The organism is Candidatus Pelagibacter sp. uisw_091 (assembly GCF_059512525.1).
The window spans coordinates 1,150,014-1,163,075 of the sequence record NZ_CM183455.1 but is presented as its reverse complement, the minus strand read 5'-3'; the positions used below and the strand labels follow the sequence as shown (position 1 = coordinate 1,163,075).

General features: G+C 32.2%; 12 protein-coding genes. 10 read left to right on the top strand and 2 right to left on the bottom strand.

Features of this window, described 5'->3' with window-relative positions:
• Position 1 precedes the first annotated feature (1 nt).
• The gene (locus tag AC5YGA_RS06250; RefSeq protein WP_415308262.1) at positions 2-1,084 is read right to left on the bottom strand and encodes a GAF domain-containing protein; all 1,083 of its coding nucleotides are present in this window, start codon (positions 1,082-1,084) and stop codon (positions 2-4) included.
• Between the two features lie 160 nt (positions 1,085-1,244).
• On the opposite strand from AC5YGA_RS06250, the gene AC5YGA_RS06245 reads away from it, so the two are divergent.
• From AC5YGA_RS06245 to AC5YGA_RS06220, 6 genes are all read left to right on the top strand, one after another.
• A complete protein-coding gene (locus AC5YGA_RS06245) occupies positions 1,245-2,306 on the top strand; it encodes an NAD(P)-dependent alcohol dehydrogenase (protein ID WP_011281587.1) in 1,062 nt (353 codons plus the stop codon).
• 22 nt (positions 2,307-2,328) lie between these two features.
• The gene (locus tag AC5YGA_RS06240) at positions 2,329-3,864 is read left to right on the top strand and encodes a type 2 periplasmic-binding domain-containing protein (protein WP_415308261.1); all 1,536 of its coding nucleotides are present in this window, start codon (positions 2,329-2,331) and stop codon (positions 3,862-3,864) included.
• Between the two features lie 61 nt (positions 3,865-3,925).
• The gene (locus AC5YGA_RS06235) at positions 3,926-4,786 is read left to right on the top strand and encodes a carbohydrate ABC transporter permease (protein WP_415308260.1); all 861 of its coding nucleotides are present in this window, start codon (positions 3,926-3,928) and stop codon (positions 4,784-4,786) included.
• A gap of 2 nt (positions 4,787-4,788) precedes the next feature.
• A complete protein-coding gene (locus tag AC5YGA_RS06230; RefSeq protein WP_415290424.1) occupies positions 4,789-5,637 on the top strand; it encodes a carbohydrate ABC transporter permease in 849 nt (282 codons plus the stop codon).
• A complete protein-coding gene (locus AC5YGA_RS06225) occupies positions 5,637-6,716 on the top strand; it encodes an ABC transporter ATP-binding protein (protein WP_415308259.1) in 1,080 nt (359 codons plus the stop codon). Before AC5YGA_RS06230 ends, AC5YGA_RS06225 begins: the two co-directional genes overlap by 1 nt.
• Positions 6,709-7,782 carry an ABC transporter ATP-binding protein gene (locus AC5YGA_RS06220; RefSeq protein ID WP_415308258.1) on the top strand — a complete coding sequence of 358 codons (1,074 nt, stop codon included), beginning with the start codon at positions 6,709-6,711 and terminating at the stop codon, positions 7,780-7,782. Before AC5YGA_RS06225 ends, AC5YGA_RS06220 begins: the two co-directional genes overlap by 8 nt.
• A 1-nt stretch (position 7,783) precedes the next feature.
• On the opposite strand, the gene AC5YGA_RS06215 is transcribed toward AC5YGA_RS06220, so the two are convergent.
• Entirely contained in the window at positions 7,784-8,902 is a 1,119-nt protein-coding gene (locus AC5YGA_RS06215; RefSeq protein ID WP_415308257.1) for a HupE/UreJ family protein, read from the bottom strand.
• Between AC5YGA_RS06215 and AC5YGA_RS06210 the strand changes: the two genes are divergently transcribed.
• From AC5YGA_RS06210 to AC5YGA_RS06195, 4 genes are all read left to right on the top strand, one after another.
• Positions 8,865-9,704, top strand: a complete 840-nt coding sequence (locus AC5YGA_RS06210) for a DUF4198 domain-containing protein (RefSeq protein WP_415308256.1) — start codon at positions 8,865-8,867, stop codon at positions 9,702-9,704. The two genes, AC5YGA_RS06215 and AC5YGA_RS06210, sit on opposite strands and share 38 nt — an antisense overlap.
• A gap of 164 nt (positions 9,705-9,868) precedes the next feature.
• The gene (locus tag AC5YGA_RS06205; protein ID WP_415308255.1) at positions 9,869-11,029 is read left to right on the top strand and encodes a TRAP transporter substrate-binding protein; all 1,161 of its coding nucleotides are present in this window, start codon (positions 9,869-9,871) and stop codon (positions 11,027-11,029) included.
• Positions 11,030-11,121: 92 nt separating this feature from the next.
• Positions 11,122-11,706 carry a TRAP transporter small permease subunit gene (locus tag AC5YGA_RS06200; RefSeq protein ID WP_415309369.1) on the top strand — a complete coding sequence of 195 codons (585 nt, stop codon included), beginning with the start codon at positions 11,122-11,124 and terminating at the stop codon, positions 11,704-11,706.
• Positions 11,696-13,057, top strand: coding sequence for a TRAP transporter large permease (locus AC5YGA_RS06195; RefSeq protein ID WP_415308254.1), 1,362 nt, complete (start codon positions 11,696-11,698; stop codon positions 13,055-13,057). Before AC5YGA_RS06200 ends, AC5YGA_RS06195 begins: the two co-directional genes overlap by 11 nt.
• The last annotated feature ends 5 nt before the right edge of the window (positions 13,058-13,062 follow it).

Sequence of the window (13,062 nt, the reverse complement as noted above, 5' to 3'; positions counted from 1 at the left end):
TCTATTGTAAGTGTTTGTAAATTGTAGTTCGCGAAACACCAAGTCTTCGAGAAACTGCACTAATATTTCCGTTTTCTAAAAAAGTAGATTTAATTAAAATACATCTATCTTCTTTAAATTTTGATCCCTCACATTTTTTACATGCATAATTTTTTATTTTTATTTCTTTAGATATCTTTTTCTTAAAATTTTGACTTTTTATTACAAAAACAGATGAGCCTAAATGATCAGAAATTTTCATTATTTTATTTTGTAAAAGTTCGTTTGCTATTGAAGAAAATGAAGTTGTAAAAATATTATTAAAATTTTCATTCTTTAATGTTACGAGTCCATGCAACATTATTCTTGCATTAGAATTTGAGCCGACAACAAATCCGTCACCATTAATTGCAAGTAGACCAACACTATTGGTACTTAAGTATTCTTGACGTGGATGGAATGATAAAATTAATTCATTATTAAATTGATTTAAAAATAATTTTGTTTCAATACTTTTTGTAGCAAGTTTAACTAGTGCTAAGGTGTGCTGTTCCCTTGAATGCACATCAGTAGAGGCATCTATTATACCAATAGTTTTTCCTTCGTGATTTAGTATTGGACTTGCAAAACAAGATAACTTTCCATGTGACTCAAAAAAATGTTCCTTACCTGAAACTATGGAATCTTTATTCAGAGTAACAACTTGTCCCAATCCATTCGTACCTCCAATTTCTTCTCTCCAAATTGAACCTGGTATTACAATTTTTCCAACATCAGCTCTAAGACAAGTTTTATCATAAATAGTATCCATAACTGATCCAGCACTATCAGAATATGCTACCATAAAATTTGTCCCAGCTATTTGTGAATATAGAAGTTCAAGTTCAGGATTTATCAATCTTCTAATATATTCATTTTTTTCTTTAAGCTCATCAAGCTCTTTAGAAGTAAGAACAGTCCTCTTTGGATTCTTAAGTGGATCTAGTCCTGTTGAAATACATCTCTTCCAGCTATCAGATATATCTTTATCAATCAAAGAAGGTAAAAAACCCCTTTTCTTAGAAAGATCAGAAAATTCTTTTTCAACAGAAGTTAAATTTGGCATTTTTCATTTTAAGACATTATTTAAAATGAACAACCAACTATAAGTTGTATTTTGTTAACTTTATGAACACTTTTTTGTCCAGTTGACTCTCTGTTGTTCTCAATATTGGATAGGGTTTGTTATTAAAAAAAATTAACGAACTAAAAAGTAGAAAAAAATTATGAAAGCACAAGTTTTACATAAATATAATCCAAAAATGGATGAAAAAGTTTGGGTTACTGAGCAAGAAATGCCAGATCCAAAATTAGAAAAATCATCAGATGTTATAGTTAAAATTGGTGCTGCAGGAGTTTGTAGAACTGATCTGCATATTATTGAAGGTGTTTGGGAGCATATTCAAGATCCTAAAGGAGATTTATTACCTATGGTTATGGGACATGAAAATGCTGGATGGGTTGAAGAAGTAGGAAAAGATGTTGTAGGATTTAAAAAAGGTGATCCAGTTATTTTGCACCCAATTATTTCAGGAACTGACGGAACTTGTTTGAGCTGTCGTAGAGGTTTAGATCAGCATGCTGAAGAAGGAGCATTTCCAGGTTTGAATATTAAAGAAGGTGGGTATGCGGAATTACTTAAAACAAGTGTTCGTAACTTAATTAAACTGCCTACTATATTGGCACCAAAAGATGTTGCCCCTTTTTCTGATGCAGGACTAACCGCTTATAGGGTTGTTAAAAAAGCTACTAGACATTTATTGCCAGGTCAGACTTGTGTAATTATTGGAGCGGGTGGACTGGGTCATATAGCAATTCAATGTTTGAAAGCAATGTGTGCTGCAAATATTATTATTGTTGAAAAATCTGCTGAAGCATTAAAACATGCAATGTCACTTGGTGGCGACGAGGGAGTTTTAATTGATGGCAATGAAGTTGAAAGAGTTCTAGAGCTTACCAAAGGTAAAGGTGGTGAGGCTGTAATCGATTTTGTTGGTGAAAAAGGATCCACTGCAATGGGTATTAAAATGACAGCAGGAAGTGGATACTATTATATCGTTGGCTATGGTGAAGAAATCAGAGTTCTAGCTGTCGATGTAATTATTTCAGAAAAAACAATAGTTGGAAATTTAGTAGGAACGTGGTCTGAGTTATATGAGCTGATGGAGTTAGCTAACAAAGGGTTAGTTACACTATCTATGCAAGAGTATAAATTAGGCGATGCTAATAAAGCGCTTCATGACCTTAACGAAGGTAAAGTTAAGGGAAGAGCCGTTTTAGTTCCATAATAATAAATAAAGAGAGGGATAAATGAAAATAATAAAAACTTGCTTAAGCGCTATGATATCAGGAATTCTGATATTTAGCCCAGCTTATGCAGATAAGTGGAGTGATCAATTTCCACATATCAAAGCAACAGGGGATATTTCTGGTGACTGTTCTTATGAAAAAATTTCAAAAAAGAACTACAAAGGAAAAACTCTAAAAATAAACACGCATGCCGTTCCAGTAATTGGACAGCCTACAGCTCTTCATGCTGAACAGTTTGCAAAACTAACGGGCGCAACAGTTGATGTAACACATACACCTGCAGGTGATTTGTATGCAAAAGCTATGGTTCCCTTTAAAGCTGGTCAAGCTCCATACGACATCGTATTTGGTTTTTCCAACTTTATAAATGACTGGAGACAGTATTTAGCACCAGTTCCAAAAAAATATATGAACACAAAAGAGATGAAAGACGTTACAAAATCTCATGTAGGTGTTTCTTCTTGGGATGGAACTATGTATCAATATCCAGTTGACGGAGACAGACATTATCTAAAATATAGAAAAGACGTAATAGATAATCCTGAAATGCAAAAAAAATACAAAGCAGATACTGGTAAAGAGTTAAAAGTTCCTACAACTTGGAAAGAATATGGCGAAATGGCCAAATACTTTAATGGTTGGGATTGGGATGGAGATGGAGAAAAAGAATACGGTTCAGCTGAAGTTATGAAAAAAGACGACTTAATGTTCGCAGCTTTTTTCAGTAGATCAGTAGCGTATGCTAAAAATCCTAGAACTCCAGGTGGTTTCTTTTTTGATTTAGAAACTATGAAACCAAATGTTAATAATCCAGGTTTTGTTGAAGCTTTAACTGACTGGGTAGAAGCTACTAAGTATGTTCCTCCAGGAGGAATTAACTTTGGACTAGGTGATGAAATTGGATCATTTGGTGGTGGACAAACTCTATTTAGTTTTTCATGGGATGATGCTTTTATTGCAGCGATGCAAGATGATAGTCCTATTAAAAATAAAGTAGGTACAGCTCCTCTTCCAGGCGCAGATAAAGTTTGGAACAGAGTATCTGGAAAATGGGATAACAAATATAACCAAGCACCGTACATCGTATGGGGTTGGGCAGTAGGTGTTGCTAAGAAAAGTAAAGTACAAGAGATGGCATTTGACTATCTATGTTTCTTTTCTAACGGAGCAAACCACCAAGCTGACTTAGCTATTGGTAACTTTGGTGTTAATCCATTTAAAAACTCTGATTTCGATCCAAATCTTTACATAGATACAATGGGTTGGGATGCAGATATTGCAAAATCATACACTAAGACGCTTAAAGATATGGAAAAAAGTAAGAATAGAGTTTTCCCTTTAAGAGTTCGTGGTGTGTTTGAATTCACTAGTGCAGTTGCAACTGGAACTTCTAAGGCTTTAGCTGGTCAGCTATCTCCTCAAGAAGCTTTGGATGAAGTTGCTAAAGAGTGGGAAGCAATTGTCAAAAGAGTTGGTAAATCAGCAGTACAAGAAGACTATGCTGTTGGTGTCAAAATGGAAGACAACAAGTTATAAAATAACTTTATGTGGCCATTTTAATTAGTGGCCACATACATTACATTCAAAATTTAATTACATGAACTTTAAACATAAGTACGTTTTTTTATTTCCAGGTTTATTTGTTCTTATAGGCATCTTAATTTTTCCAATAATATTTGTAGTACGTTTAAGTTTATCAGGCTGGAATAGTTACAATGGTTTAAACTTTATAGGTCTCGAAAATTATGTCAGATTATTTACTGATGATCCACGATTCTGGGAGTCGTTTATTAGATTAAGTTTTTTGTCAGTTACAACTGTTGTTCTGCAATATGTAATTGGCTTTGCACTAGCTCATATGGTTTGGAAGGAAATCAAGTTTCAAAGGTTTTTTAGAGTATTATTTTTAATACCCATGATGACTACCCCAGTTATTATGACTGTTATTTGGAGAACTTTTTTTCATGAGTCACTAGGTCCTGTTAATGATCTTTTACAAATTTTTGATATTGCACCAAAATGGCTTACCGATCCTACTTTAGCTAAAGTTACAGTTATTATTGTTGAAGTTTGGCAGTGGACACCTTTTATGTTTTTACTATTGTTAGCTGGTCTTTTATCACTTCCTAAAGAACCTTTTTTAGCAGCTGCAATTGATGGAGCAAGTCCAATTAGAAAATTTATTTACGTAACATTTCCATTAATGGCACCAATATCTATTGGAGCAATTATCATAAGACTGATTGAAGCTTCAAAAATAATGGATACTGTTTATGTCTTAACCTCGGGTGGTCCAGGAACTTCAACTGAGACATCAAGTTTTTATATCTTTATTAAAGGATTGAGAGAATTTCAAATGGGTTATGCTGCTTCAATGTCATTCACTTATTTAATAATAATGATCATAAGTTTAACAGTTATTGCAAAAGTATTAACCAAACTATTACTCAAAGATTAAATATGGGAAAATTATACACATTCTTAAAATATTTTTTTATTACAGTTTGGACTGTTTTTGTTGTGGCACCTTTTCTTTGGGCACTTACAACTTCTTTTAAAGATTTTAATTCAGTAAATGGAGGTGTTACTTACATCCCGTGGGTTGATTTTGAACCAAACTTAGAGGGTTGGAGAGTTTTAATTAAATCTCCAGCACAAGGAGGAGTAGACATTGTTGAACCTTATTTTAATAGTTTATTTGTAACATGCACTGCAAGTTTAGTTAGCATAATACTTGGAACCTTATCTGCTTATGCTCTTTCTAGATATACATTTAAAGCAGGTCCTATAAAAAATAATGACATTACTTTCTTTTTTATTTCTCAAAGAATTATGCCACCAATTGTTTTATCAATACCTTTCTTTTTATTTCTTGGTGCGGTTAATTTATTGGACAGTCTATTTGGACTAATAGTTGTTTATATTGTTTTGTTAATGCCAATAGCAGTTTGGATTATGGTTGATTTTTTTAATAAAGTTCCAAGAGAGATAGATGAAACGGCATTGATAGATGGATGTAATCCTTACCAGGCATTTTATAAAGTTGTATTACCAAATTCAATACCAGGGTTAATTGTTGCTGGAATGTTTTGTATTATATTTGGATGGATTGATTTCTTTTTTGCTTTTATTTTAACCTTTACTGAAGTGCAGTTACTTCCTGTAAAAATTGTAGCTTTAAACTCTTCAATAACACCATGGTGGAGTTTATCAGCCTCAGCACTAGTTTCTGTTGCGCCATTAATTGTTGTTGCATTTATTGTTGAGAGATATTTATCAAAAGGAAATCTATCAGGAGCAATTAAATAATGAATTTGGTTGGTGAAAACTTATCGTATAAATTAACTGAAGAACTTCAGTTAAGAAAAATCTCTTTTAATTTTGAAAAAGGTAAATTATATACAATTTTGGGTAGAACACTTTCTGGGAAAACCACCTTATTAAAAACAATAGCAGGGCTACTTTTGCCAGATAGTGGATCGATTAGATTTGAAGATAAGAATTTTTTAGAGATACCCGTGTGGAAAAGAAATATTGCCATGGTTTATCAGCAATTCATTAACTACCCTCACTTAAATGTTTTTGACAATATAGCTTTTCCTCTAAAACAAAGAGGTTTAGTCTCTCAAAAGATTAATGATGAGGTTTTTAAATCTTTAAAATTAGTAGGACTAGAGGGTTATGAAAAAAGAAAAATCCAAGAATTATCAGGTGGCCAACAGCAAAGAGTTTCAGTTGCAAGATCACTTGTAAAAAATGCAAAAATTTTATTACTGGATGAGCCATTAGTTAATTTAGATTACAAGTTAAGAGAGCAGTTACGAGAAGAGTTTAAAAATATCTTTGTTAACGGTCTATCAAAGGAAAGTATTGTAATTTTTTCAACAACGGATCCTAGAGAAGCAATGGAACTTAATGGTGAAGTCATTGTTCTCGATGAAGGTAGAGTGCTACAGGTAGGTGCTGCCAAAGAAATATTTGAAAACCCTAAAAATTTAAAAGTTGCAGCCATTTCAAATGACCCACCAATGAATGTTTTAAAAGTTGATATAGATTCTAATAAAATAAAATTTGAAGACATTGAAATAGATATTCCAAATCATTTATCTAAATTAAAAGATAAGAATTTTAATTTTGGTATAAGAGCGTCAGATGTTGAGCTAAATGATAATGGTTTTGAGTTTGAAGTAGAGCTTGCAGAAATTAGTGGCTCAGAAACTTTACTTCATCTTACCAGGGGAAATGCAAAAATTATAACCAGTATAGAGGAAGTGATGGATTTCAAAATTCGTGATAAAGTTAAAATTAATTTTAAATCAAACAAAGCTTATGCATTTGATGAAACTGGAAATTTAGCTTCATCTCCATTTGGAGGCACTAATGTCTAAAATTAATTTAAATAAGATATCTCACTCATATAATCCAAACGATGCTAATCCAACTTATGCACTAAACCCATTTTCGATGATCTGGGAAGATGGAAAGAGATATGCAATTTTAGGTCCGTCTGGATGTGGAAAAACAACAATGTTAAATATTGTATCAGGGCTAGTAAGGCCTTCATCAGGAAAAATATTATTTGATGAAAAAGATGTTACAGAGCTTAAAACTGAAAATAGAAATATTGCGCAAGTTTTTCAATTTCCAGTGATTTACAGCACCATGACTGTATATGATAATTTGGCTTTCCCTTTAAGATGTAGAGATTTTTCTAAAGAAATAGTGGAAGAAAGAGTTAATTCTGTTGCAGAAACATTAAATTTAAAATCTTTCTTAAATTTGCCTGCTAGAAAACTCACAGCAGATCAAAAACAGTTAATTTCATTGGGTAGAGGACTTGTAAGAGAGGATGTAGCAGCAGTTCTAATGGACGAGCCATTAACAGTTATAGATCCTGATCTAAAATTTAAATTAAGAAGAAATCTTAAAGAAATAAATGAGCAATACAAAACAACTCTTGTATACGTTACGCACGATCAAAACGAAGCTATGACTTTTGCTGATAATATAATTGTTATGAGTGAAGGCGAAGTGGTTCAAACAGGGACACCCAAAGAATTATTTGAAAGACCAAATACTACTTTTGTTGGATATTTTATAGGCTCTCCTGCAATGAATTTATTTGAAACCGAAGCATCATCTGACAATAGTGTTAAGATTAATGATACTTTAATTAAAACAAGTACAGATTTATCAAGATTAAAAGATAAAAAAATTAAATTAGGCATAAGATCAGAATTTATTAAGATAGCAAAAAATAAAAAAGAAAACGTAATTAGTGCGAATGTAGAAAAAGTTGAAGATCTTGGAAACTATAAACTGCTTACGGCAAAGATTGGAAGTCTTACGATAAAATCTAAAATAAGCAGAGAAACAGAAGTTCCATTAGATAAAGTAGACTTGCATATACCTGAAGATAAATGCTGTATTTATGAGAATGAAAAATTAATTTAAATTAAAAAAATATTCTTTTAAAAAACCAATAAAAGCCAATTAATGCAATTATTAATGAAAGAGGCTTAGTAATTCTATTACGGTACCAAGGTTTATTTTGAAATAGCAATGAGATAAAAATATAGGATAAAAGTATCACGCTAATTTGACCTAGCTCAACTCCAATATTAAAAGAAATCAAACTTGAAATAAATAAACCATCTGAAATTCCAATTTCATTTAAAACTCCAGCAAACCCTAAACCATGGAGTAATCCAAAAATAAAAATTATATAGGGTCTAGTTTTTTTTAAATTTTCGGTAAATAGATTCTCAATAGCAATAAAACAGATTGATAGAGCAATGATAGGTTCAACAATTATTGAGGGTATTTTTATTACATCTAGAGCACCAAGAAACAATGTTATTGTGTGTGCTAAAGTAAAAATTGAAACCTGTAATACCAAAGGCCTTAACCTCGAAGATAGAAGAAATAAAGCGAGAACAAATAATATATGGTCTAAACCTTTGGGTATTATGTGCTTAAAACCTAGTTGAGTATAAGATTTAATATTGTCTATAAGACTTTCTTCTATTTGGTTTGTTATGCTAAACCATCCTGATTTATCATCACTTTCAATTAGTTCTGAATATAAACCCTCATTATTTTTAGAATTAACCCTTAAAATGATGGATCCTAAATTTTTATCCCAAGAAAACTTTAAGTCTTCATTTTTTATATTTTTAATATCAAAGTTAATAACTGTATCTCTAATTATGTCAGTATTACCAACCTCGGGTATGTCCACACTTAGTAGAGCCAAGTCATAATTAGAATTAGCAGAAGTTAAGTAAATTTTGTTTTGAAGGTTCATTATTTTAGAATTAAATTTTTTAAGTAATTCAACAGCACTCATAGTTCTTAAGTTTTCATATTGATCTGACTCCTCAGATTCTTCTGTGTTAGAGTGATCCATATTAATCTCAGCAATAATAGCCTCAAGATTTAATCGGATTGATAGAGTAGCGTTTATGATATTATCTTTTTCATAAATATTAAGATTTGCAATTGCTGGACGTAGTTCATGGGCATAAGATGACTTAATGAAAAATAATAAAAATATAAATATTTTAAAAAACATTAACTTATTAAATCAGATTTTTTATTTTTTTGTAATCTTATTATTGACTACTTTTTTAAAGTTTAATGTACATGCCCATGAATTATGGCTTGAGCCAATTAATTTTAGATTTAATAATAAAGAAGTGTCCAAGATACATATTAAGGTGGGCGAAAAATTCAATGGCTCTCCATTTGGTTATTATGATCCAAATAAAAAAAATTTATATTTAGAAAATAAAAACAAAGTAATGAATTTATCTCAAAGAGATGGAAATTTTCCTGCAATTCAAACATTAATTCTAGATAAAGGTTTTCATGTGATAACTTATGAAACAAATTTTGAATTCTTAAAATATGAATCTTTAGAAAAGTTTAAAGATTTTATAAAAGAACAAGGTCTTCTTAGCAGTGTAGGTAATATTGATATCAATAAAACTCCCACAGAGAACTATAGAAGGTTTGCAAAAACATTAATGACGGATGGATATAAAGACTTTTTTATCCAAAAACCAAAATTAGATTTTGAGATTATTGCTTTAACTTCACCTTATAACCTTCAGGAGGAATTATTTGAGTTTCAACTATTTGAAAAAGGCAGCTCTTTAAAAAATTGGCAAATTATTATTTTCAGTAGAGATGAAGAAAATAGCTATAAAGAAATTGTAAAAACAAACACAAATGGAGTTGGTAGAATAAAAATTTTTGACAATAGAGCCTATTTACTAAGTGCAGTTAAGTTGGACAAAGCAAATTATTTAGAAAAAATAAAATATAAATCAGACTGGTTTAGTTTGTGGGCGAGCTTAACTTTTAAAAAATAATTCAATTTGCAGTTGTAGTCAAAATAGTCATATCATAAATTTAACCTTATACAGCAACGTTTATTTAACTAATGCTGACCAGTATTCCTTAGACTCTAATTCTGATTTGTGATTAAAATCCTGACAGTTAATTAACTAATATAAATAATAAGGAGAGAGAAATAATGATTAAAGAAAAAAAATCATTGAAGAATTCAACTTCTTCAAGACGTAAGTTCTTTAAGACTGCTGCTAAAGCCGGTGCTGTAGCTGCAGCTACTGTTGCAATGCCAAATATTGCAACTGCAGGATCTCACGCTACTGTATTAAAGATGCAAGCTGCTTGGCCTTCAGGTGCAAACATCTTTTTTGAAATGGCGCAAGACTACTGTAACATGGTTAGCGATATGTCAGGTGGATCACTTAAAATTGATCTTCAGCCTGTAAACGCAATCGTTAAAACTTCAGAAATCGGAGCAGCGGTAAGCGATGGAATCGTTGATATGGGTCACTGGGTGACTGCATATTGGTACGGTAAAAACGCTGCAGCTTCACTTTTTGGAACTGGTCCTTCATACGGAATGTCATCTCAAGAAGTTATGGGATGGATGGAGTATGGTGGAGGAAGAAAACTATATGAAGAAGCAGTAGCTAGTGTTGGATTTAACTACACTGGTTTCTTTCATATGCCTATGCCAGCACAACCTTTTGGTTGGTTCAAAAAGAACGTAACTAAAGTATCTGATGTTAAAGGTATGAAGTATAGAACAGTTGGTCTAGCGACTAATGTTTTAACTGCTATGGGAATGGTCGTAAGACAATTACCAGGTGGTGAGATTCAACCAGCAATGAAAACTGGTTTGATTGATGCTGCTGAGTTTAACAACCCAACATCAGACTCACAGTTTGGAATGCAAGATGTCTCTAAACACTATCACTTAGGAAGTTTTCACCAATCTCAAGAGATGTTTGAAATTCCTATGAACACGAAGAGACTGAAAAGCCTATCACCTGCTCATCAAGCTATCTTAAAAAACGCTGCTTATGCTGCGAATACAGATAACTACTTCAAAGCGCTTGTTAGATATTCTGACAGTTTAGCTGATTTGATGAACACACATAAGGTTAACGTTTACCAAACATCTGATGCCATTTTAGCTGAACAGTTAAAAGGTTGGGATAAAATTGTTGGAGAATTCTCTGCAAAAGATGCATTCTTCAAGAAGGTAATCGACTCTCAAAAAGCATATGCTAAGAAAGTAATGAAGTACTTGCTGATGAATCAGCCTAATTACAAACTAGCTTATGAAAATGAGTTTGGTCCAATTGGAAAAGTTAAAATTTAATTAACTTTTTAATATTTTAAGAAGGGGGTCTCGGCCCCCTTTTTTTTATTGTACAGTTTTTAATAAAATTAGAGTATCCTACTCAAATCATGATGAGAGCTTATATAAAATTTGCTGACACGTTAAGCACTTCAATAGGTAAGGCTTTTTCTTGGTGTATTGTTATTTTGATGGGTGGAACTTGTTACGAAGTTATGATGGCCTATGTATTTAATAAGCCAACACTTTGGAATTTTGACTTCAGTATGCAGATGTATGGTGCAATATTAATGATGTCAGGTGCTTATTGCTTAGCAACAGAATCTCATGTTAGAGGAGATGTAATTTACAGATTATTTAAACCAAGAACACAAGGTTATATTGATTTAGTACTTTATTTTATTTTCTTTTTTCCAGGCGTAATATCGTTAGCATTTTATGGTTACGAATATGCTGCACTTGCTTGGAAGATAAAAGAAACTAGCTGGAGTAGTCCGGCACAAATTAATATTTATATGGTAAAATCCCTGATACCAGCTGCAGGAATATTTTTGGTTATACAAGGAATTGCCGAAGTATTTAGATCAATCATTTGCATTAAAACTGGACATTGGCCAGCAAGGATGGTTGTTGCAGAAGAAACAGAACAAATTTTAATGAGAACAGCACAAGACGAGGATCAAAAAGATGTTATTTAGTTTAACAAATCCAGAAGTTGCTATCTTCATGATGGGGCTATTTTTATTTGCGGTGCTATTAGGTTTTCCAATTGCTTTTACTTTAATGGCAATGGGAATAGGTTTTGGATATTATGCCTATTACGATCCTGCTTTAATGGATCACATATTTGATAATAGGATATTTTCTTTATTTGTAAAAAATACTTATACTGTTATGGATAATAACGTGCTCACTGCCGTCCCACTGTTTTTATTTATGGGATATTTAGTTGAAAGAGCTGGAATTGTATCAAAATTATTTTTTGCTATAAGACTTGCAGCTCACAGATTACCAGCTTCAATGGCAGTAGCTGCTCTAATAACATGTACTTTATTTTCTACAGCAACAGGAATTATTGGTGCTGTTGTAACCTTAATGGGTCTACTTGCTTGGCCTGCGATGGTTAAAGCAGGATATGATAAAAAATTTGCTTCAGGAGTAATTTGTGCGGGTGGATGCTTGGGTATTTTAATACCACCTAGTATTATGCTAATTGTTTATTCAGTAATAGCTCAGTTATCTCCTTTGAGATTATTTGCTGCAGCAATTTTTCCAGGATTATTGCTTGCAGGGTTATATATAACTTACGCAGTGGGTAGAGCTTGGCTCCAACCATCAATTGCACCCAAGCCAAGAGCAGAAGATATTCCACCACGAGCTGAGATTTTAAAAGAAGTATTAGTTTCTTTTGTCCCTCTTTTTGGATTAATAATGTTAGTGCTTGGAACAATTTTAGCAGGTATAGCAACGCCAGCAGAGGCCGCAGCAGCAGGAGCATTTGGTGCTATATTGTTATCTTGGTTCTACAAAACACTTAAATGGCAAAGTTTTAAAGAGTCTGTTTTTCTAACAGCAAAAACTACAGCAATGATTATGTGGTTATTTATTGGTTCTTGGACTTTTTCTTCTGTATTTTCTTATTTAGGTGGTCATGAAATTTTTGAACATTTTTTTACATCAATTGAAATATCAACGTGGCAATTTTTAATTATTACTCAAGTAATAATTTTCCTTTTAGGATGGCCGTTAGAATGGACTGAAATTCTAATTATATTTGTTCCAATATTTTTACCATTACTTGAGGTATTTGATGTTAATCCATATTTCTTTGCAATGTTAATAGCCCTAAATTTACAAACATCCTTTTTAACGCCTCCTATGGCCATGTCCGCTTATTATTTAAAGGGTGTTCAAAAGAAAAATGTTGAATTGATGGAAATATTTGCGGGCATTATGCCGTTCTTAGGAATAGTAATATTTGCAATGTTTCTTATGTATATGTTTCCAGGTATTGCTTTGTGGCTGCCAGAAACGTTATTTGCAAACTAAATAAT